The sequence below is a fragment of the Microbulbifer epialgicus genome (genome assembly GCF_041447265.1).
Classification (GTDB): Bacteria; Pseudomonadota; Gammaproteobacteria; order Pseudomonadales; family Cellvibrionaceae; genus Microbulbifer; species Microbulbifer epialgicus.
Genome location: NZ_JBGMEK010000035.1, coordinates 25,135 through 46,217, shown reverse-complemented (window position 1 = coordinate 46,217; position 21,083 = coordinate 25,135). Strand labels below are relative to the sequence as shown.

The window sequence follows — 21,083 nt, the reverse complement described above, 5'->3', positions numbered from 1 at the left end:
TCCGGTAGATTGTCTAAACCACTACACCTTTAACAAAATATATTTGTAAAACGAAGGGCTTGATAAGCCATAGTGCAAATTACAGGCCGAGGGTTATCCCAGAGCTTTGACCAATAGCGCCTGTTGAAGTTGATCGTCATCAACCCCCTCTGGTCGGGGTATTTGCACGATATGCCCGGATCCTGGAGCTACATCGATCGCTTTGCCTTCCGTATTCTCCATTTGCTCCAAGGGGAAGAACAAGCTACCGCTGGGAGTCATTAACTCCAATTGATCACCGCGTTCAAAGCGATTTTTAACATCAATCGTCAAATACTCAGGACTGCCGTCAATAAGCTCGCCTACGAACTGTTGGCCCGGAGTTGATATCAACCCCTTTTCATATTGCTGGTATTCTGCTGGTGGATGGCGACGGTAGAAACCTTCCGTGTAGCCTCTGTTCGAGAGGGTTTCTAATTCGTCCATCATCTTCATGTCAAAGTCTTTTCCTGCTGCAGCATCGTCTATGGCGCGACGATAGATCTGGGCAGTACGAGCCACATAGTAGTGGGACTTGGTGCGACCTTCGATTTTTAAAGAGTGAACCCCCATTTCTGTGAGGCGCTTGACATGCTGTACGGCCCGTAAATCTTTGGAGTTCATGATGTAGGTACCGTGCTCATCTTCGTAGGCCGGCATATATTCGCCAGGGCGACCTTCTTCCTGCAGTAAAAAGGCCTGGGAAGTGCTGTCGCTGGCGGAGGTGGGTTGCTGGATGGGTTTCTGGATAGTTTCCTGGGTTTGCACATGAATCAATTCGCCAACTTCATTCTCTTTGGCTTCATGAGCTTGGTATTGCCAGCGGCAGGAGTTGGTGCAGGCGCCCTGGTTGGCATCTCTATGGGTCATATAACCGGACAGCAAGCAGCGCCCGGAATAGGCGATACAGAGTGCACCGTGGACAAAGACTTCCAGCTCCATCTCAGGCACTTTCTGGCGAATTTCCTCAATCTCATCCAGGGACAGTTCCCGGGACAGGATCACCCGAGATAACCCCTGACGATGCCAGAACTTTACGGTCGCGTAGTTTACCGCATTGGCCTGTACGGATAGGTGGACAGGCAGATCAGGCCAACGCTCCCTTACCATCATTATCAGGCCTGGGTCGGACATAATCAGGGCGTCAGGTCCCATTTCGACAATTTCTTCCAGGTCCCGCAGGTAACTGCGAACTTTGTCGTTGTGAGCGGCGATATTAGAGGCGATATAGAACTGTTTTCCCTGCTGGTGTGCTTCTTCTATGCCTAGGCGCAGGGTTTCAATATTTTTGAATTCATTATTGCGCACACGCAAGCTGTAGCGGGGCTGGCCGGCATAAACGGCATCGGCACCATAGGTGAAGGCGAAACGCATATTTTTTAAGGTCCCTGCGGGGGACAACAGCTCAGGTTTAGACACGGAAACAACTCATCATAGAAGGGACTGTCGCTGCCGCATAATACCGGCATCGAAAACTGCTGCCAATGGTATGATAATACGCCCAGAAGAGGTACTTATCTGCCTTCTTCAGCTATGTATGGGTTTGGCTCAGCGTCGCGCAACTTCCCAATAACTCAATACCTCTTTAGTGGTAAATGCCGCAAAGTATTGTGGCCCCACTTCTGTTGTCTCTAATTCCGCAGGTTTTTGATCTGGCTCCATTTGTTTACTCTGTTATCTATTGTACTTGTTCGACAGTAGAGCTTATTTACCCGCCTGGTCGTAGATGAATTGAGGGAAGAAACTAAGCTTATTTCCTTCGCACCTATTTTTTGAAATCGTTACGAGGCTCTGTACACATGCGCTTCGACTCAAAGCAGAATGACCGTCCAGAATATGATCAGGTGATACAGGATATTGCCGATTATGTTCTCAATTATCAGGTCCATTCTGATGATGCCTGGGAGACGGCGCGCTATTGTCTGATGGACTCCCTTGGCTGTGCAGTATTGGCGTTGCGTTTCCCAGAATGTACTAAACTGCTGGGTCCGTTGGTTGAGGGAACTTTGGTGCCTTATGGAGCCCGTGTGCCGGGTACTCAGTTTTGCTTGGACCCAGTAAAGGCTGCCTGGGATATAGGCGCCATCATTCGCTGGCTGGATTACAACGATACCTGGCTCGCCGCTGAGTGGGGTCATCCATCCGACAACTTGGGTGCCATATTGGCGGTTTGTGATTTCCTATCCCTGCAGAAGCTGGTGCATGGAGAAAACCCGTTAAAGATGCGAATGGTATTGGAGGCAATGGTTAAGGCCTATGAGATTCAGGGCATATTGGCACTGGCAAACAGCTTTAATCGGGTGGGCCTCGACCATGTATTGCTGGTACGTGTGGCCTCAACGGCGGTGGTGGCTTGGTTAAAAGGGGGGAGTCGTGAGGAGGTACTGGCTGCGGTTTCCCTGGCTTGGGTGGATGGTTGCGCTCTGCGCACCTACCGGCACGCGCCCAATACCGGTTCGCGCAAGTCCTGGGCCGCGGGAGATGCCACATCTAGGGGGGTGCGCTTGGCAGATATGGCTCTGCGCGGTGAAATGGGGGTGCCGACTGCACTGACTGCAAAGCAGTGGGGGTTCTATGATGTTGCGTTTAGTAAGACAAATGCGGACCAGAAAATCAAGCAGCTGGGAGATTGTGAATTTCAGTTTCCACGCAGCTATGGCTCCTATGTAATAGAAAATATTCTTTTTAAGATCTCTTACCCCGCAGAGTTTCATAGCCAGACTGCCTGTGAGGCGGCGATTATCCTGCACCCACAAGTGAAAGCTCGTATTTCGGCAATAGATAAAATAATAGTGACAACCCATGAATCGGCGATTCGTATTATTTCCAAAACTGGCCCTCTAGCAAATGCTGCGGATCGTGATCACTGCTTGCAATATATCGTCGCGGTTGGCTTACTATTTGGTGATTTATCAGCGGAGTGTTATGAAGATGAGTTTCACAAGGAACACCCGGAAATAGACCGATTGCGGGAGAAAATTGAGGTGGTCGAGGATAAATATTATTCCAAGGACTACTTAGACCCTGAGAAGCGCTCTATTGCCAGTGCCGTGCAGGTATTCTTTAGTGGTGGTGACAAAACGGGCAAAGTGGAGGTGCAATATCCTCTTGGCCACCGGCGTCGGAGAGAGGCTGGTATCCCGCTACTTGAAGAAAAGTTCCGACAAAACCTGGTTTCGCGCTTTCCCCCGACCCAGGCAGAAAAGATCCTTGAACTATTCGCTGATCAGCAGAGATTAGAGAACATGCCAATAAATAAATTTATGGACTTACTGGTAATTTAATGACTGGTAACGGTGTTTGGTCGGTGGCGGCCTAAAAGTTAAAATCAATAAAAACGGCGGCCAAAGGCCGCCTTGATTCAAGCTCTCAGCTGTATACGACGATCAAACAGTTTTCCCAATTTGGATAATCGCCGTAACAAGTTTATTTAGAACTTGTATTCAGCTCCGATGCCAGCGTAGCTGCGATCATAATCTTCATCGGCAGTTTCGTCGGTGTAGAAACCGAATATCTTGGCCGAGCTATTGAATTTGTAGTCGAGACCCAAGCTGTAGGTTTCGCCACCTTCTTTCTTGATGTCAGACTGTCCATACTGAGCTTTCAGAGTCCACTGTTCAATTTTGTAAGCGACAGAGCCCATCCAGCCATCGGTGTTCTCTCCAGCAGCATCTTCCTGCTCCTCGAACAGAGCGCCTACCTGTACAGGACCGACGTTGTATTGAGCTACGAAGCGCTGAACGTCCACGTCCTGCTCTTCAACGCCTTGGTCGACAGCATAGGCCATGTACACGCCGTTGTTATCATAAGCGACAGAAATGGAAACGCCGTTATCGCGCTCTTCGCCGGTTTCTTCGTTGATAATCTCTTCTTTGTTGCTGATATAAGCTGCAGAAGCTTTAAAACCAGCGAAAGACGGAGAGGTGTACTGCAGGGCGTCTGCCTCGCGGTTGTCGCTGCTGGTGATCAGGCTCTTGATATCGCCTTCCAGGTCATTGAACAGGTCAACTTTCTTCTGGGCAACTTTCAGCGGGGTATCGAATTTACCACCGATTACCTGGCCAAAGCCGCCTTCCAGGCCCGCGTAGATATTGCGTTGGGAGAAAGTATCTTCAGCGTCGCCGTCCATATCTACTTCGTATTCCATACGGTAGATACCTTTGATACCGTCGGTCAGAGCGATTTCGCCCTTCACACCTAGGCGGGAAGCATTGCTCTGAACGTCGGTGACAGAGCCGTCACCCTCATCAGCAGCCTGGAAAGTGGCATTGGCTTTGCCGTAAAAGTCGAGTACATCGCCGTCATCTTGGGCGTTGGCCATAGGGGGGATAATGGCAACGATGGCCAGAGAGAGAGCGGTCTTGTTCATAGTCGTCTCGCACAGTTTATGGTTTTGGTCTGAGAGGAAGCCTTCCATATTGTTTGTTTGGCTGCCCCTCGATTTGGTGCGGATTCTGCGACCTGAATATTACAAACATGTTAAAGATGGCACTTTTCTTAAAAGACTTTGACCAGTTAGTGCTACGAATAACAGTTTAGGCAGCCTGAAAGCGGTGTTATACGCCGCAAACAACCACAGCTAGTACGATTGTACAGTATCGGGAAGGAAACCCTTATGTATGGAATTTGTACAATGCACATCGTAAATAGATGCCGACTAACCAAACGGGGCTAGGGATGATTAACGTCAAGCGCAAGGCTATTGCTGGAAAGCTCCGTTCAGGTTGCCTTGTGGGGGCCACCTTGCTGTTGTGGACTTTCTCGCTGTCAATCGTTGCAATTGGTTTGCTTCCCCGCTTGCCGGGAGTGTGGGCGCTGCTTGGTGGCTACCTTGTAGTGGCGCTGGCGGCAGTTTTGTTACCGCAGCGTCGTAGCTTATGGGTCCTGCTTGGAGTCTCACTGACTGGTGCGATATGGGCTTTGTGCAGTAATCAGGCGGCCCTAGACCAGCGCCTCCCATTATGGACACACGGCTCTGATCACTTGCTGGAAGTGGAGGTGGTTTCATTACCTGAAGTTCGTTCCTCCAGTGGAGATCTTTGGAAGCAAGAAGCGGGTAAGAACGTGAAGTTTCAGGCGAAGGTATTGTCCGGCCAATACCCCATTGGAGATGGTAGTCTCCTTAATCTTACCTGGTACCGGGTTGATCCGGATATAGCTGCCCGTTTGCGCGGTAATAGCCGATGGTTACTTCCCGTACGCCTGAAGCGGCCACGTGGCAGTGTAAACCCCTACGGTTTTGATTATGAGGGTTGGCTTTTGCGGCGCGGCGTATATGCCACGGGTTATGTGCGTCCTGTAGATGCAAAACCGAAACTAATAGAGCAGGGTAGGGGCTTGGCATTAATACGCGACAGTCTGAGAGACAGGCTGTTGCAGTTGTCTATTGATAGACCGGGAGTAGTTGCAGCCCTGCTATTGGGCGACCGTAGTGGCCTAAGCCAGGAAGAGCAGGAAGTATTGCAGCAGACAGGGACAGCGCACTTACTGGCTATTTCAGGGTTGCATGTGGGTATGGTGGCCGGTTTTTTACTTTTGGCAGGCCAGGGTATCGCCCGGGGTATCGGCTTGCTCACTGGTCTCAACCCTAGAGTCTTGCCTGTTCTAATGGCTCTCTTGGGAACTTTAATGTACACCTTGCTGGCTGGCGCTCCTTTGTCGGCGCAGAGAGCCTTGGTAATGACTTGGGTATTACTGCTTGCATGGCAGGGACGACGCAGGATAGGTGCCGGTTTTGCATTTGCTCTGGCTTTGGCATTGGTACTGGTGATCCAGCCTCTTTCTTTTTTTGGTGCAGGATTTTGGCTGTCATTTGCCGCTGTAGCGGCACTCTTGCTGGGATTTGGAGGGCGCCAGCTAGTACGCGGCACTTCGGTCAGCTCACTGCAAGTGGGTAACAATCGGTTGGCTACCATGGCTTTGCGCTGGGGCCGTGCGTTTCACCAGCTGTTGCGCAGCCAATGGTTGGTTGCCCTGGGCTTGATCCTGCCCTCTGTGGTTTTGTTTTCTGGCTACAGCACAGGAGGGATGCTGCTAAATTTGCTCGCAATTCCCTGGTTGGGCCTACTGATTTTGCCAGCGCTTATGATCGGGGCCTTACTGATGGGAACTGGTCTGGGGGTATGGTGTTTGACTTTTGCTGGTTGGCAGTTGGATTTATTGCTGAAGATGCTGGAGAAAGCGAATCAGCTACTGCCAAGCTGGCAAGCACTGACCCCGCCTCAGGGGGTGTTTTTGCTGATTGTTACAGCCGCGGGGGTGCTGTTACTACTGATGCCCCGCGGGTTGCCTGGGCGCAGTTTGGGCTGGCTGTTTCTGTTGCCCCTAGTGCAATCTTTTCTGCCGTTACCGGTTTCCGAGCGCCAGGGTTTCACTTTTGCCGCCCTTGACGTTGGTCAGGGCTTGGCTCTTGCACTTTACTCCCCGCAAGGTCGAATTGTATTTGATGCTGGCCCTGCATCCCCCTCTGGTTGGAGCGCTGGAAGTGCGATTGTAGTGCCCTTCCTCACTGGCAGGGGAGTAGATGAACTCGATGCCTTGATTGTCAGTCACGGCGATTGGGATCATGCTGGCGGCGTGGCGGGCCTGCTGCAATATAAGCTGCCGAACAACCTCTTCGCGCCAGGGCAATTCGGGTACAGACTGGCCGAGAGTTTTGGTCTGCCTTCAAAGCCTTGTATTGCTGGTGAGGAGGAGCGCGTTGGCGATATTCAAATTTTTTGGTTATGGCCCGAGGGAAAAGCCGTTAGTGGAGAGGAAAATGATCATAGCTGCGTTGCACTGATTCAGTGGCGCGGCGTGCGATTGTTGTTAACTGGCGATATTGGCACTGTTGTGGAGCGCCGCTTGCAGCAAGCTTACCCGTGGCTTGCTCCGGTAGATATATTAGTGGCTCCACATCATGGTTCGAAGACATCCTCATCAGAGGCCCTGCTGGCTTGGGCAAAACCCAAGCGGGTTATTTTTAGCGCTGGATTTCGCCATCATTTCGGCCATCCCCACGCTGATGTGGTTGCGCGTTACCAGGATGTGGGTGCGCAAATTTTTAGTACGGCACAAAGTGGCGCGATTGAGTTTTTTTGGAGTGAGGACTTCTTGGAGCCGGAGATTTACTACGGAAGATCCGCGCCGCGATTTTGGTATGCGAGTCACAGTGATGAAGAAGGGGGAGGCAGAGGACTTAGCCGCCGGGAGTAGCTGTGATAAAGTGCAGGACCTGCATCCTTTGATGTAGAACTAATTTCCAGAAATCCCTCTCGCTGTTTGGGGCCAAGAAAAGTGTTTGAAATAATAAAATCTGGCGGCTGGCTGATGCTGCCGATCCTACTTTGTTCTGTTGCCGTAATTGCAATTTGCATTGAGCGCCTGTGGACTTTGAACCCCCAGCGCATCGCGCCGCGCACTTTGTTGGGTGATGTTTGGGGCTGGTTGAAAAGCAATCAAGTAAATGCGGATAAGCTCACAGAGCTACGCGACTCCAGTCCGCTTGGAAAAATTTTTGCCGCTGGTCTTTCCAATTCCCGCCACGGTCGCGAGATTATGAAAGACAGTATCGAGGAAACTGCAAGCCAAGTAGTTCACGAGCTTGAACGTTTCCTTGGTGCGCTGGGTACTATAGCTGCCGTTGCTCCGTTGATTGGCTTGCTAGGCACTGTTATTGGCATGATCCAGGTGTTCACCGCAATTATGCTTGAAGGCACGGGTAACGCAGGCGTTCTTGCCGGGGGTATCAGCCAAGCCTTGATTACTACCGCTGCCGGTTTGACTGTAGCTATTCCCGCATTAATGGCCCATAAGTACTTCCAGCGCCGGGTGGACACCATAGTGGTAACAATGGAACAGGAAGCCGTGAAGCTCGTGGACGCTTTGCACAGTGATCGTAAAATTGAAAATGCGGCCTGAGCGAGGTAGCTATTCATGCAATTCCGTCGCCAAGCCAAAGAGCAGGACGGTGTAAACCTTACACCCCTGATCGATGTGGTGTTCCTGCTACTTATTTTCTTTATGGTGTCGACCACTTTCACCAAAGAGAGCCACCTCAAATTGAATCTGCCTGAGGCCGCCGGGCCTCAAGCGTCAGAACAGTCTCGCGCTGTTGAAATTTTAATCAGTGCGGATGGTTTATATTCAGTGGATGGCCAGTCGTTGATCAACAAAAAACTGACCACTTTGAAATCTGCGCTGTCGGAAGTTTCCGCTGGCGAGTACAATCGCCCGCTTGTAATTACCGCTGACGCCACTGCTCACCATCAGGCAGTGGTGCGCGCAATGGATGCCGCTGGACAGTTAGGCTTTGTCAACCTAAGCATTACTACACGGCAACCTGAAGAGAACTAGTGCGCTGAACTTGTATTCGACCGCAATGGATTGCGGAGTTTGCGCGCGTACTCGCCCCTCGGGGGCGAGTCCAGTTATTGGTCTGTATGAAGAAAGTAACCTTGCCCCGAAGTAAACCACAGCGCGGGGCACACACCTACCGGCGTCTGCTCGCCTATGCCCGACCGCACTTGGCCATTTTTGCTGTAGCGGTACTGGGGTTTTTCCTGTTTTCCATTATGGGCGTCAGCCTGATTGCTGTTACTGAGCTGTTGCTTGACGCGGTAGGCGCCGGCATTCAGGAAAGTAGGGGTTTCCTATCCAGGTTTGTAGCATCCCATTATCCCGGGGGGGTTATGCCCCAGGAGACCGCTCGTTGGCTGGTACCTCTTGCGATGCTTTTGATAATTGTGTTGAGGGCAATTGGAAACTTTGTTGGCAGCTACGGCTTGGCTTATGTGGGCCGTGCGGTGATTCATGAGCTGCGAGCTCAGCTTTTTAAGAAGATTGGCCAGCTGCCCAGTGCTTATTTTGACCGCTACACGGGCGCCTATCTCATTTCCAAAGTCTCTTACAACGTAGAGCAGGTAACCAACTCTATCACTAAGGCCGTAAAAGTTTTATTTCGTGAGTCTTTTACCACTATTGGTTTACTGGCGTACCTGTTGTTGGTGAACTGGAAGCTGACTCTGACCTTCTTCTTGTTTGCCCCTCTTATTGCCCTGATAGTGCGCACGGTGGGTAAGCGGTTCCGCAAGTTGAGTCATAGAATACAAAACTCCATGGGTGATGTTACACATGTTACCCAAGAGGCAATCAACGGGTACCAAGTGGTACGTATGTATGGTGGGCAGGAGTACGAAAATTCGCGTTTTCAGTCTGCCAGTGATAACAATCGCAGGCAGTTTATGAAACTGGTGGTAGCCAACAACGCCAGTGTGTCCGTGATCCAAATCTTGGTAGGACTCTCAACTGCCACTATCGTATGGCTGGCATTGGCGCCAGGTATGGTGGAGGCGATGACCGCTGGTGTTTTCGCGGCTTACATTGGTGCCGCGGCCTCCCTGGCAAAGCCGGTGCGCAGCCTGTCGGAAGTTTTTGCTGATATCCAGAAGGGTATTGCTGCGGCGGAGAGTATTTTCGAGGTGATGGATGCACCGAAGGAGCCGCAGGGTGGCAATGTGGATCTGCCCAAGCCAGTACAAGGCTCGGTTTCCTTTGAGGCACTTGACTTCAGCTACGATAAATCGGCGCCCCAAGTGCTATCTGATATCAGCTTTTCTGTGGAGCCGGGTGAGACTGTTGCATTGGTCGGCGCCTCCGGTTCCGGTAAAACTACTTTGGTGAGCCTGCTGGCTCGTTTTTACGAACCAACTGGCGGCCGTATCCTGGTGGATGGCACCGATATTTCATCGGTACCGTTGCAAGATCTGCGCCGGCATATCAGTATGGTGTCGCAAAATATTGTACTGTTTAACGACACCGTCTACCGCAACATTGCTTACGGTGAGCTTGAACATGCGCCTAAGGAAAATGTACTGCGTGCGATTGAGCAGGCGCATGCAGCAGACTTTATTGAAGAGCTGTCTCAGGGACTGGAAACTGCCCTGGGTGATAATGCGCAGATGCTCTCTGGTGGCCAGCGCCAGCGCTTGTCAATTGCTAGGGCCTTGCTTAAGGATGCGCCAATTCTGATTTTGGATGAAGCAACCTCTGCATTGGATAACGAATCAGAGCGTCATATCCAGGCGGCTTTGACAGAAGTGATGAAAAATCGCACTACGTTTGTTATCGCCCACCGCTTAAGTACTATCGAGAATGCCGATCGTATCCTGGTGATGGAGAAAGGACGTATTGTAGAGAGTGGTAACCACGTGGAGTTACTCGCTCGCGGGGGGCGTTACGCCACATTGTTGCAACAGCAGACTATGGGATAGGGCACTTGGATGTCACTGGAAGACTGGTTTAACAAGCGCTGGTATCCGGAGAAAGGGAAGGGCCGTTCCCTCTCCCTGCTGACGCCATTGGAAATGCTCTACGGGGGGGTGAGTAGGCGACGTCGGGTTTTAAACTCACGTACGCCGCCGGAACCTCTGTCGGTGCCGGTAATCGTGGTGGGCAATATTACTGTTGGTGGTGCCGGAAAGACGCCTTTAGTGGCGGAGCTGGCGCGCTGGCTGAAAGAGCGGGGTCGTAACCCTGGAATTGTCAGTCGAGGTTATGGTGGTCGTGCACAGCACTACCCTTACCAGGTCACTGCCCAATCGCATCCATTGGAATCTGGCGATGAGCCACTGATGCTGCACCTGATCACTGGTGTGCCGGTGATGGTTTCCCCCAAACGTGCCGAGGCGGCACAGGCGCTGATCGATTATCATCAGTGCGATGTAATTCTGTCGGATGATGGACTGCAACATTACAGTCTTTGGCGCAGCCTAGAAATTTGCGTGGTGGATGGTCACCGCGGCCTCGGCAATGGTCACATGTTGCCGCGCGGTCCATTGCGAGAACCTGCTTCACGCCTGCAGAGCGTGGATATCATTGTGAGCAACGGTGAGCCGGAAACCAGGGTAAAGCAGCAGTGTGGCGACTTGCTGGAATTTCAGATGGTGCTGGAGCCAGCTTGTTGGCACCAGTTCAACCTCGACCAGACTTCCACGTTACGTTTGACCTCTGGGCCTGAGCCTGGGCCCTGCCACGGTGTGGCAGCGATTGGTAATCCACAGCGCTTTTTTCAAGAATTGCAGCGGCTTGGATTCAAGGTAACGGAGCAGCCTTTTGCGGACCATCATCAGTTTAGCCCGCAAGAATTGCACTTTGATGGTGAAATTCCGGTCATCATGACCATGAAAGATGCAGTGAAATGCCGGGATTTCTGGGAAAGCCATTGGTGGGCACTGGAGGTGCGAGCCAAGTTGTCGGATCTTTTCTATCAAAAGGTGCATCAGCACCTACAACAGCTTCCTGAAGATGAAAAATAATCACTCTTTCGACGTTATTATTCCCGCTCGTTTTGCCTCAAGCCGCTTGCCGGGTAAGCCTTTGGCTGATATTGCTGGCAAACCCATGATTCAGCATGTTTATGAACGAGCTTGTGAGAGTAGCGCAGAGCGAGTAGTTATCGCTACTGATGATATGCGAGTGGCGGAGGCTGTGCGGGTATTCGGTGGTGAGGTGTGCATGACTTCTGCGGAGCACGCTTCCGGCACCGATCGCTTGCAGGAGGTCGCAGCAAATTTGGGACTGGCAGATGATCGTATACTGGTCAATGTGCAGGGGGATGAACCCCTGATCCCCCCTCAGGTTATCGATCAAGTTGCGAGCAATCTTGCACTGAATACCGATGCAGGCGTTGCGACCCTATCGGAACCGATTCTTACCCTGGAAGACTTCCAAAATCCAAATATTGTAAAGGTCGTCACTACTGAATCTGGCTTGGCCCGATATTTCTCCCGCGCACCAATTCCCTGGCCAAGAGACGCATTTGCCCTGCAGGGCAGTGAACTCCCTGCGGATCTGGAACCCCGCAGGCATATCGGTATCTATGCTTACCGAGCGGCGTTATTACAAAACTTCGTGACTTGGCCGATGGCTCCACTGGAGAAGTTTGAAGCCCTGGAGCAGCTGCGTTTTTTGTACCACGATGAGAATATTCATGTGGCCGATGCTTGTTCAGAAGTACCGGGTGGTGTTGATACTGAGCAGGATCTTCTGCGGATGCGGGAGCTTCTCGGTCGAAGCTGAACTCCAATGATAGAAACTGATATCGATCTGCAGCCCCACAATACTCTGGCAATTTCTGCGCGTAGTGCACACTTTGCCAGGGTGCAAACCTTGGAACAGTTACGTGAGGCCCTCGCTTTCGCCCGTGAGCGACACCTGCCGATCCTGCCACTGGGGGGCGGTAGTAATATCGTGTTAACCGGCGATTTCCCCGGGCTGGCAATCCAGGTAGACCTGTGTGGTTCCACTATTGTGCCCGATGATTCCGGCCATGCCATCGAGGTGGCCGCCGGGGAAAATTGGCACCAATTGGTTATGGCTACGGTGGAGCGGGGATTAGGCGGCCTGGAAAACCTGGCGCTAATACCTGGCAAGGTTGGCGCAGCGCCAATCCAGAATATCGGGGCCTATGGTGTCGAGTTGTGTGATCGTTTCGCCGGCCTGCAGGCAATGGAAATTGCCTCTGGTGAGCTACATGCATTTTCTGCCGCGGATTGTGAGTTTGCCTATCGGGACAGTGTCTTCAAAGGCAGGCTGCGAGATAAATATATTATTACCCAAGTGAGCCTGCGCCTGCCGAAAGAGTGGCGGGCTCATACTGACTACCCTGCCTTACGCCATTACTTGACGGAGCACCACAGGGGCTGTGACTTATTGACGCCTATCCAGGTAACACAAGCGGTTATTGCTATTCGCAATAGCAAATTGCCCTTGCCGGAGAAGATTCCTAATGCGGGCAGCTTTTTTAAAAATCCCATAGTCGATTCCGACAGCTATTTAAATCTCAAGGCTGAACACCCAGACTTGGTGGCGTTCGCTGCAGGTGATGGCTGGAAGCTAGCCGCCGGTTGGCTGATAGATCGGGCTGGATGGCGAGGGGTTCGGCGAAATTCCGTTGGTGTTCATGAGTTGCAGGCTTTGGTGCTTGTGAATCCAGGCAGGGGGGCCGGAGTGGAAGTAACGCAACTTGCTGAGGAAATAGCCGCAGATGTGCGCGTAAAATTTGGTGTGTCCCTTGAGCCTGAACCACGTTATTACCCCTGACCCGTTTTCCCCAAGAAAAATCGACTACTTGATGAGAGAGGAGCGGGCTGTGCTGGTGAGGGCCTTTAATGCCTGCCATGAAGCTTTGCGTGCTTGTTTTGTATTGTGCCTTCTTATATGAAAAGGTACCAAAACTTTTTCTGCATGACCAAATGGCCAGCAGGGCTTTTTCGGGGCAACCGTAGCCACGCTCCTTATAGCTATATGTAACATATAAGTAAATTTGATATTTCAATTTGTACCATATACATAATCTTCGGAGATCAGCCTATCAGCTCGCAAAAAGTGCGGAAAGTGAGGTATTGATCGCAGAAAAATAAATTGGTACGTTTTTACGCTATAATAAACGATTATAAAGACAGCAAGATCCTGTGGCCAAATGTCTTTTTTGCAGCATTTGAAACGGGAGTTTCGCTTTGCAGTAGCGTTTTTGTCTGGTATGTTGCGATTGGATTCTTGGGGTGGATCTACGCAGGGTAGTTTCCCTGTGAGTAAAAAGAAGAACGCAGTTTTGAGCGCGCGCGATGGGGATTGATACGCTGCGCAGCCACTGCACTTATCCGTAGTTGGGGATAGCTTGATCAAAGTCTTAGTGGTGGATGATCACGACCTTGTGCGAATGGGGATTTCGCGCATGTTGAGTGATGTCGCGGATATAGAGGTTGTTGGTGAGGCAAACTGTGGCGAAGAAGCCCTCGAGTTTGTGCGCCAGTGTGAAGTTGATGTCATCCTGATGGACGTTAAAATGCCAGGAATGGGTGGTCTTGAGGCGACACGCAAGTTACTTAGCCGTTGCCCTGTAGCTAAAGTAGTAGCCGTCAGTGCCTTGGATGATGACCTGTTCCCTGGGCGCCTGATGCAAGCCGGCGCTATGGGCTACGTCACCAAAGGCGCGGACCTGGAGGAAATGGTCCGTGCAATTCGCACAGTGGTTGATGGTGGAATTTTTATCAGTAATTCCATGGCCACCAAGATGGCAATGCGCAACGTCTCCGGCCAGGCTGAAAACCTCTCTCCATTTGAGAAACTTTCCAAACGTGAATTGCAGACCGCTGATATGATCGTCAACGGAGCCAAAGTGGCGGAGATTGCAAAATCACTGTCTGTGAGTCCTAAGACTGTAAACAGTTACCGTTACCGAATCTTTGAGAAACTGAACATTAACAGTGATGTGGAGTTGACCCTGCTTGCAGTTAAATACCAGATACTAGATCCTGAAGCGGCTGTTTAATTTCAGTGAACTTTCGCTGATTTCGTTGCACCGATTGCCCGATGTTTGATAGCAAACGTTTTCTATCCACTGTTACCCGCAAGCCCGGCGTCTACCAGATGTTCGATGCGGATAATAAAGTTCTCTATGTGGGTAAGGCTAAGAATCTGCGTAACCGGCTTTCCAGCTATTTTCGCAGCTCTGGCCTTACCGCAAAAACCATGGCGCTGGTCCAGCGCATTAGTAATATTGAGGTTACTGTCACCCGCAGTGAGACAGAAGCACTGGTTCTGGAACAAAGCCTGATTAAGTCCCAGCGCCCGCCTTACAATGTGATGTTGAAAGATGATAAGGGATATCCTTATATCTTTCTTTCAAGTACAGATACATTTCCCCGTATCGCTTTCCACCGAGGAGCCAAGCGTAAGAAAGGCCGCTACTTTGGCCCCTTTCCTAACGCTTCCTCTGTTCGCGACAGCCTAAATTTTTTGCAAAAGACCTTTCGAATCCGTTCCTGCGAGGATAGTGTCTTTCGCAATCGCTCCCGACCCTGCCTGCAGTACCAGATTGAACGCTGTACAGCTCCCTGTGTGGGGTTTGTCAGTGAGGAGGAATACCGCCAGGATGTAAGACATGCGGAGATGTTCCTTACCGGTAAAAGTGACAGCATAATTCGTGAGCTGGCCGATCAGATGGATGAGGCCTCAAAAAGACTGGAATTTGAAAAGGCGGCACGACTGCGCGACCAGATTTCCGCATTGCGCCGCTTGCAGGCGGAACAAGTTGCTGAAGGGGATACCGGCGATGTGGATGTTCTGGGTGTGGCCAGTGAAGGAGGCAGCTGTTGTGTGCATGTGCTTTTCATTCGCCAGGGACGTATTTTAGGCAGCCGTAGTTATTTTCCCAGTGAGCGCCTGGGTCTGGCTTACCCTGAATTACTTTCAGCCTTTGTGCCCCAGTTTTATATCGGCAATCCTCGGGAAATTCCTCGTGAGATCCTTGTTTCGGAGGCCCTGGAAGATATAGAACCACTGCAGCAAGCCCTGGGCGCACAGGCAGGGCGCGAAGTGACTATTTCCCATAGATTACGTGGTAAGCGTGCTACCTGGGTGGCAATGGCACAGCAGGCGGCGCAACAGAATTTAAGCAGCCGTACGGCCGCGCAACAGAAATTATTCAGCCGCTTCGAGGCCCTGCAGGAAGCATTGGGGCTTGAACAGTTGCCGGAGCGGCTCGAGTGCTTTGATATCAGCCACTCTGCAGGCGAGGCTACAGTTGCATCCTGCGTGGTGTTTGACACCGGCGGCCCGGTAAAGTCGGATTACCGCCGTTTTAATATAGAGGGTATTCAAGCTGGGGATGATTATGCGGCGATGGGGCAAGCCCTTAAACGGCGCTACACACGCCTATCTGGCGGCGAGGGAAAATTTCCAAATATTCTGTTGATTGATGGTGGCAAAGGGCAGGTGAGCCAAGCTATTGACTCACTGAATGAGCTCGGGGTGATTGGCGTACAGATTATTGGTGTAGCCAAGGGCACCACGCGTAAAGCGGGCTTCGAAACTCTGCATGTGGTTTCCAGTAACAAAGAGCTTGTACTCTCTGCTGATTCGTCCGCTTTGCATCTGATTCAACAGGTGCGGGATGAGGCCCACAGGTTTGCGATTACGGGGCATCGGGCCCGGCGGGACAAGAAACGGCGGGAGTCTCCTCTTGAGGGCATAGCGGGAGTGGGGCCCGCGCGACGGAGGGCATTACTGCGCCATTTTGGCGGTTTACAGGAAATTAAGAAGGCTTCTGTGACAGAAATTGAAAGCGTGGACGGCATCAGCCGCAAGCTCGCACAAGATATATATTCGGCACTACATAATGAATAGCGAATACTGATAAATGGTTAATTATTGCGCGGCTTTTTCATAGAGCGTTTCATTTTGTGCGTTGGCTTGATAACGTACGCCCTCCACAAGAATAGAGATAAGTATGACACTCGCCAACCAACTGACATTGCTTCGCGTCGCGCTGATACCGGTCCTGGTCCTGGTTTTCTATTTGCCCTATAAGTGGAGCTATATCGCCTCGGCAGTGATCTTTGCCGCAGCCGCAGCCACAGATTGGTTGGATGGCTACTTGGCGAGAAAGCTCAATCAGAGTACCGCTTTTGGTGCTTTCCTGGACCCGGTTGCAGATAAATTGATGGTGGCGACTGCGTTAGTGTTACTGGTTGGGTTGCACCAAAATGCTTGGTTTACCATTGCCGCGGCCGTCATTATCTGCCGGGAGATTGCGGTGTCGGGCTTGCGTGAATGGATGGCGGAGTTGGGCCAGCGCAGCAGTGTTGCGGTGTCTTATGTGGGGAAAATCAAAACCACCGCGCAAATGGCGGCAATTATTGTACTGCTCGCCTTTGATGTGCGGGAATTTCCCGTGATGGAAAGCCTTGGTTACTTGCTGCTTTATGTGGCTGCAGCACTTACCTTGTGGACCATGGTCATGTACTTGCGAGCTGCCTGGCCAGTCCTGATGTCTGATAACCATAAGACATAGCGTCAGCAAGGCCATAATGTATCCAGGTGCCTCTAATTTCTGGTCGGGGCACCTTCCCTTCTAGCCTCTTAAAGCCTTCCTTTTGCAGAAGCAAATCATTTAACGCGTCTTATCAGCGTGCAGGGATGTAGTCACAGTGTGTCGCAAAGGAAGTGTATTCTTTACTTCCGACTCACTGGTAATAGGTTGTCGTCCCAAGAGCCATGTTACCTATTCGTTTCTTCTAGAGTGATGAATTGGGTTTGATACTCAATTTGGCGAAAATATTGCTTTAAGTATTTTTCAAGGCCATCAATCGTGGAGGATGAATTGTGTTAGTGAGGCAATTGCTGGTGGGTTTGCTCGCACTCCTGGTGTCATCACTATCGCTGGCACAGGTGGTTCACGATGCTGAGTACTATATCTTGAAAATGCAAAATGGTGACAAGTGGCAAAAAGAGGATGTAGAAATAGACAGGCGCCTACAAGCCCTGCGAAAAAAATATGGTCAGCCACCTAATATTGTTTTTTTACTTTGGGATGATACAGCCTTTGGCGCCGTCGGGTTTCCCGCATTGCAAAAAAATTTCGGTTATACAACCCCCAACCTGAATAAGATGGCGGCTCAGGGCATCAATTTCACCCGTATGTACGCCGAACCTTCCTGTACACCCACCAGAGCTGCAATGCTCACCGGCCGCCACCCGGTTCGTCATGGTATGGGGGCAGTGGGGATGCCCCACGAGTTCTCTGGCTTGCGTGCGGAAGAGGTGACTATCGCGGAGGTGCTTTCCAAGGCGGGTTACGCTACCGGCTTCTTTGGTAAAGGTCATTTGGGGGATATCGAAGAGAGCTACCTACACAACCAGGGATTTGATGAAGCACTGTTTACCCCAATGAATCAGATTACCTCGTTGTACAACCCTCAGGCGAATGCAGTAAATGCTGTCCTTGGATTATTTCCCGATATTTATCCGCCCGATCCGTATCGTCTGGATAATCCGGGCCTGGTCCCCGCTGGTTGGGTAATGAACATTGAAGGGGAGAAGGGCAACCCAGGGCGTGAGTGGTGTGGAACATCCAATGAGTGCTTTAGCAAGTTTGACCCGGAGGCCGAGCGCCGCACTATGGCGTTTATCCGTAAGAATGCTGAAGCAAAAAACCCCTTCTTTGTTGCCTATTGGCCCAACTTTTTAAATTTTATGGCCGTTTATATGCCCAAGCGCTCTGTTGCAGGGTTGATGGTGGCGGATTCCTTCCCCGCCGTTGATGATTTTGTTGGGCAGTTAATGGATGAGCTTCACAACCTGGGGATAGCGGAAAACACCATTTTTATCGCCATGGCAGACAATGGCCCAATGGTACACAGCCCCCCGGCAGGGTGGGGTATGCTTCCCATGCTTTACCGGGGTGGTAAAGGCGACTTCACGGAGGGTGGGGTGAGAGTTCCCGCCTTTGCATGGTGGCCTGGAGTGATTGCACCTGAGCAAACGGTAGGAGATATCATCCATATTACTGATCTCTACACCACTTTCGCCCGACTTGGCGGCGCGGTTGAGCATATCCCGATGGACCGGGTGGTGGATGGTCTGGACCAAACTGCATTACTAATGAATGGTGATACGTACAGCCGTAGGGACTATGTGTTTATTTATACTGGTAAAGAATTGGGGGCTACGGTAAAAGGGCGTTACAAACGCCATTGGATTGGTGCGGGTGAAGTGGCTTCCTCGGGGATGCCGGAGGCCTATTACGATCTTTATATGGACCCTCGCGAAGAGTACCCGCAATTGGTGCCATTGATTCATACCCAGGGACAGTTTAATCATATGCTGGCCCGGCACAGGCTCTTTAAGAAAAAGTATCCTGACATGCCTAGTGGCAAGGGTATCCCTTACACAGGACTCTCCAACGCCCGCCCGGAAACCAAGGCCATTGGGGAAAGGGTGCGTGCGGTGGTGAAAGAAATGCCATTTAGCATTGAAGAGTATCTTGAATTTAAGGTTCCCGGGGAGGATAAAGTGGGGGATTGGGGGCATTAGTATTCAGAGGCGGAATCTGGCAGATCAAAGAAGAGGGCGCTACAGCAGGATGTTTATTCCCGATGAACTTGCCAGTTAAAATCACCCGATTCATCGAAAATAATCGTTTTAAAAATCCCATTATGGAAATTGTACAAGGCCATACCGCTTATGGTAACGGCCCTTCTCACCGCCATTTCCTGGGTTCATGGGAAAGTGGGGCTTGATCCACCCGTAAGGTGCTGTATGTTAGGGTGGTATCACCGTTCGGCATGCAGGAACCACTATGGAACACTCCTTTTCCTCTATTCTCTACGAGGTCGATGATCGGGTTGCTACGATAACCCTTAACCGGCCTGAACGTCTCAATGCCATTAATACCCGATTGCCTGGCGAACTTCGCGATGCGATTGAGTTGGCAGATGCTGATCCGGATGTACATGTTGTCGTATTGCAGGGTGCCGGTAAGGGCTTTTGCGGTGGTTATGATCTGGTTGAGTATGCGGAGGCTCAAGGAGAGATTCCCGGAAGTCAGAGTATGCCCTGGGACCCGACTGAAGACTTGGCCATGATGGGGAAGTGCACTGAACACTTCATGGCGATCTGGCGATCCCGTAAACCGGTGATAGGTAAAATACATGGTGCTGCGGTAGCGGGTGGAAGTGATATTGCCTTGTGTTGCGACCTCATTGTTATGGCTGAGAATAGTCGTATTGGCTACCCGCCCTCCAGGGTCTGGGGGATACCGACCACGATGATGTGGGTCTATCGACTGGGGATAGAGAAAGCCAAGCGCATGTTATTTACTGGCGATCTGGTGAGCGGAAAAGAAGCTGAAGCAATGGGGTTGGTGCTCAAGGCGGTCCCTGAAGACGCCCTGGAAGAGGAGGTGAGAGCTTTATGTAATCGAATTAAAGGTGTGCCCCGAAACCAATTGATGATGAGCAAGCTCGTGGTGAATCAGGCCTACGAAAATATGGGGCTCCATAACACGCAGCTGTTTGCCACCTTGTTTGATGGCATAGCGCGTCATTCCCCTGAGGGCCTTTGGTTTAGGGAGCGTGCACAAGCCGTTGGTTACAAGCAAGCCGTTGAAGAGCGTGATTCGGGTGACCCCATTGCCCCTGGAAGTAGTAAACGTTTTAGTTTGACATAGACACCCACGTCCTACGGACGTGGTCATGAGTGACTGGCTTTGCCTGCGACAAGTGAGGTGCCCCATGTTACACCTAGGTTCGAGTTGTAACGAAAGGAAATAACATGAGCCGTGTCGAGAAATTAACGCATGTCTTGTGGCACTTCCAATACCACATTGTCTGGGGGGCGCCTATCACCTTGTGAAGATGGAAGCTCGGGAACTTCTAATAATACTGGGCCAAGTTTACCACCCCGCTTTTTCTTACCTTGATTGAGGGTAAGAGGGACCTATGCAAGCCAAGTTTCGCTTCCAGTTCGTAAGGCACGGTATTCTGGTTGAGATTGATCACTTTTGCTGCCGCAAAAAGAGAGCCTACTAGACTGGCTGTTGCATCTACAGCGATATCATCTTGGCCATAGGGTGCTATGGGCACTAGGTTATTGGAAGTCCCCGTCATTACCTTGTGGCCGGCAAGATGCAAGGTGTAGTAGAGCCCCGAGAGTGCTAGTTCGCTATTGTTGGGGTTAAAGACCCTCAGGTGAATGCGGAATCGCAAGTTGTTGCCGTTTCCCGGTGGTAATGGCTCCAAAGCGACCACTTCCACTTCTGGTTCCTGGAAGTTGGGGGATAGGGCTGCACAGCCACTGAAGAGGATTATGGTCAATATCAAAAGTGTAGAGCGATAGATCTTTGTCACTGGTAGTCCTTGGTTATTTTTCCCGGGCAGTTTACCCGCTTACTCGTAAAATGCATGGATTCTGGATTACTGTTACCTAGCCGCTTCACTTCACCAATAAAGCCCCAACCGATGGCTGAAAACGGTACTCCCTGCGTCTTGGCCAGCCCACTTAAGTCCGTACCTACTGGGTTATCTACCCTTTCGGCCAACAAACAAGACAGCTGGGAACTTGAGATGAAGAGCTGGCCTCCGATTTTGACAACATTGACACTGGTGTTGTTCGCGAGCTGGAAGAGGTTTTTATTTCCAAGTGTTGAGTGAAACTTAAACAGGGTAGATAGCCACGATAAATCATCGCCTGTACCGGAAGCAGATGTCTTGTAGGTGTTACAGGTAATAGGTGATCTACAT

General features: G+C 51.1%; 18 protein-coding genes. 14 read left to right on the top strand and 4 right to left on the bottom strand.

From position 1 onward, the window contains the following. Positions 1-93: 93 nt before the first annotated feature. Positions 94-1,392, bottom strand: a complete 1,299-nt coding sequence (trhP, locus tag ACCI49_RS15060) for a prephenate-dependent tRNA uridine(34) hydroxylase TrhP (RefSeq protein WP_371839881.1) — start codon at positions 1,390-1,392, stop codon at positions 94-96. A 425-nt stretch (positions 1,393-1,817) separates the two neighbouring features. On the opposite strand from trhP, the gene ACCI49_RS15055 reads away from it, so the two are divergent. Beyond that, complete coding sequence (locus tag ACCI49_RS15055; RefSeq protein WP_371839874.1) at positions 1,818-3,302, top strand: bifunctional 2-methylcitrate dehydratase/aconitate hydratase; 1,485 nt, start codon at positions 1,818-1,820, stop codon at positions 3,300-3,302. Positions 3,303-3,448: 146 nt separating this feature from the next. Here the strand turns inward: ACCI49_RS15055 and ACCI49_RS15050 are convergent, their stop codons facing one another. Beyond that, positions 3,449-4,387 (bottom strand): porin, encoded by a 939-nt coding sequence (locus tag ACCI49_RS15050; RefSeq protein WP_371839872.1) that lies wholly within the window; start codon positions 4,385-4,387, stop codon positions 3,449-3,451. Positions 4,388-4,695: 308 nt separating this feature from the next. Here ACCI49_RS15050 and ACCI49_RS15045 point away from each other — a divergent pair, with 308 nt between their 5' ends. From ACCI49_RS15045 to ACCI49_RS14985, 13 genes are all read left to right on the top strand, one after another. After that, positions 4,696-7,215 (top strand): DNA internalization-related competence protein ComEC/Rec2, encoded by a 2,520-nt coding sequence (locus tag ACCI49_RS15045; RefSeq protein ID WP_371839870.1) that lies wholly within the window; start codon positions 4,696-4,698, stop codon positions 7,213-7,215. 81 nt (positions 7,216-7,296) lie between these two features. Further along, the gene (locus ACCI49_RS15040) at positions 7,297-7,920 is read left to right on the top strand and encodes a MotA/TolQ/ExbB proton channel family protein (RefSeq protein ID WP_371839868.1); all 624 of its coding nucleotides are present in this window, start codon (positions 7,297-7,299) and stop codon (positions 7,918-7,920) included. 15 nt (positions 7,921-7,935) lie between these two features. Then, positions 7,936-8,355: an ExbD/TolR family protein gene (locus ACCI49_RS15035; protein ID WP_371839867.1), complete on the top strand. Its 420-nt coding sequence runs from the start codon at positions 7,936-7,938 to the stop codon at positions 8,353-8,355. Between the two features lie 86 nt (positions 8,356-8,441). Continuing rightward, complete coding sequence (msbA, locus tag ACCI49_RS15030; RefSeq protein ID WP_442928494.1) at positions 8,442-10,271, top strand: lipid A export permease/ATP-binding protein MsbA; 1,830 nt, start codon at positions 8,442-8,444, stop codon at positions 10,269-10,271. 9 nt (positions 10,272-10,280) lie between these two features. Beyond that, positions 10,281-11,315 (top strand): tetraacyldisaccharide 4'-kinase, encoded by a 1,035-nt coding sequence (gene lpxK / locus ACCI49_RS15025; RefSeq protein ID WP_371839865.1) that lies wholly within the window; start codon positions 10,281-10,283, stop codon positions 11,313-11,315. Continuing rightward, positions 11,305-12,078, top strand: a complete 774-nt coding sequence (gene kdsB, locus ACCI49_RS15020; RefSeq protein WP_371839864.1) for a 3-deoxy-manno-octulosonate cytidylyltransferase — start codon at positions 11,305-11,307, stop codon at positions 12,076-12,078. The genes lpxK and kdsB overlap by 11 nt, the downstream gene beginning before the upstream one ends. Positions 12,079-12,084: 6 nt before the next feature. After that, complete coding sequence (gene murB / locus ACCI49_RS15015; protein WP_371839863.1) at positions 12,085-13,101, top strand: UDP-N-acetylmuramate dehydrogenase; 1,017 nt, start codon at positions 12,085-12,087, stop codon at positions 13,099-13,101. A 577-nt stretch (positions 13,102-13,678) separates the two neighbouring features. Then, a complete protein-coding gene (locus tag ACCI49_RS15010; RefSeq protein WP_371839862.1) occupies positions 13,679-14,332 on the top strand; it encodes a response regulator in 654 nt (217 codons plus the stop codon). Between the two features lie 41 nt (positions 14,333-14,373). After that, entirely contained in the window at positions 14,374-16,188 is a 1,815-nt protein-coding gene (uvrC, locus tag ACCI49_RS15005) for an excinuclease ABC subunit UvrC (protein WP_371839861.1), read from the top strand. Positions 16,189-16,291: 103 nt separating this feature from the next. Beyond that, a complete protein-coding gene (gene pgsA / locus ACCI49_RS15000) occupies positions 16,292-16,855 on the top strand; it encodes a CDP-diacylglycerol--glycerol-3-phosphate 3-phosphatidyltransferase (RefSeq protein ID WP_371839860.1) in 564 nt (187 codons plus the stop codon). 311 nt (positions 16,856-17,166) lie between these two features. Next, positions 17,167-18,876, top strand: coding sequence for a sulfatase-like hydrolase/transferase (locus ACCI49_RS14995; RefSeq protein WP_371839859.1), 1,710 nt, complete (start codon positions 17,167-17,169; stop codon positions 18,874-18,876). Beyond that, the gene (locus tag ACCI49_RS14990) at positions 18,864-19,082 is read left to right on the top strand and encodes a hypothetical protein (RefSeq protein ID WP_371839857.1); all 219 of its coding nucleotides are present in this window, start codon (positions 18,864-18,866) and stop codon (positions 19,080-19,082) included. Before ACCI49_RS14995 ends, ACCI49_RS14990 begins: the two co-directional genes overlap by 13 nt. 59 nt (positions 19,083-19,141) lie before the next feature. Beyond that, positions 19,142-20,011: a crotonase/enoyl-CoA hydratase family protein gene (locus ACCI49_RS14985; protein ID WP_371839856.1), complete on the top strand. Its 870-nt coding sequence runs from the start codon at positions 19,142-19,144 to the stop codon at positions 20,009-20,011. 205 nt (positions 20,012-20,216) lie between these two features. On the opposite strand, the gene ACCI49_RS14980 is transcribed toward ACCI49_RS14985, so the two are convergent. Both ACCI49_RS14980 and ACCI49_RS14975 read right to left on the bottom strand, forming a co-directional pair. After that, positions 20,217-20,690 (bottom strand): LEA/WHy family protein, encoded by a 474-nt coding sequence (locus ACCI49_RS14980; protein ID WP_371839854.1) that lies wholly within the window; start codon positions 20,688-20,690, stop codon positions 20,217-20,219. Continuing rightward, positions 20,687-20,884, bottom strand: coding sequence for a hypothetical protein (locus tag ACCI49_RS14975; protein WP_371839852.1), 198 nt, complete (start codon positions 20,882-20,884; stop codon positions 20,687-20,689). The genes ACCI49_RS14980 and ACCI49_RS14975 overlap by 4 nt, the downstream gene beginning before the upstream one ends. Positions 20,885-21,083 lie beyond the last annotated feature (199 nt).

Bases quoted from the DNA above. Each gene is read 5' to 3' on its own strand.
- ACCI49_RS15055 (WP_371839874.1), top strand. From the start codon at position 1,818: ATGCGCTTCGACTCAAAGCAGAATGACCGTCCAGAATATGATCAGGTG.
- ACCI49_RS15050 (WP_371839872.1), bottom strand. From the start codon at position 4,387: ATGAACAAGACCGCTCTCTCTCTGGCCATCGTTGCCATTATCCCCCCT.
- murB (WP_371839863.1), top strand. From the start codon at position 12,085: ATGATAGAAACTGATATCGATCTGCAGCCCCACAATACTCTGGCAATT.
- ACCI49_RS15045 (WP_371839870.1), top strand. From the start codon at position 4,696: ATGATTAACGTCAAGCGCAAGGCTATTGCTGGAAAGCTCCGTTCAGGT.
- lpxK (WP_371839865.1), top strand. From the start codon at position 10,281: ATGTCACTGGAAGACTGGTTTAACAAGCGCTGGTATCCGGAGAAAGGG.
- ACCI49_RS14985 (WP_371839856.1), top strand. From the start codon at position 19,142: ATGGAACACTCCTTTTCCTCTATTCTCTACGAGGTCGATGATCGGGTT.
- ACCI49_RS15035 (WP_371839867.1), top strand. From the start codon at position 7,936: ATGCAATTCCGTCGCCAAGCCAAAGAGCAGGACGGTGTAAACCTTACA.
- trhP (WP_371839881.1), bottom strand. From the start codon at position 1,392: ATGCGTTTCGCCTTCACCTATGGTGCCGATGCCGTTTATGCCGGCCAG.
- msbA (WP_442928494.1), top strand. From the start codon at position 8,442: ATGAAGAAAGTAACCTTGCCCCGAAGTAAACCACAGCGCGGGGCACAC.
- pgsA (WP_371839860.1), top strand. From the start codon at position 16,292: ATGACACTCGCCAACCAACTGACATTGCTTCGCGTCGCGCTGATACCG.
- kdsB (WP_371839864.1), top strand. From the start codon at position 11,305: ATGAAAAATAATCACTCTTTCGACGTTATTATTCCCGCTCGTTTTGCC.
- uvrC (WP_371839861.1), top strand. From the start codon at position 14,374: ATGTTTGATAGCAAACGTTTTCTATCCACTGTTACCCGCAAGCCCGGC.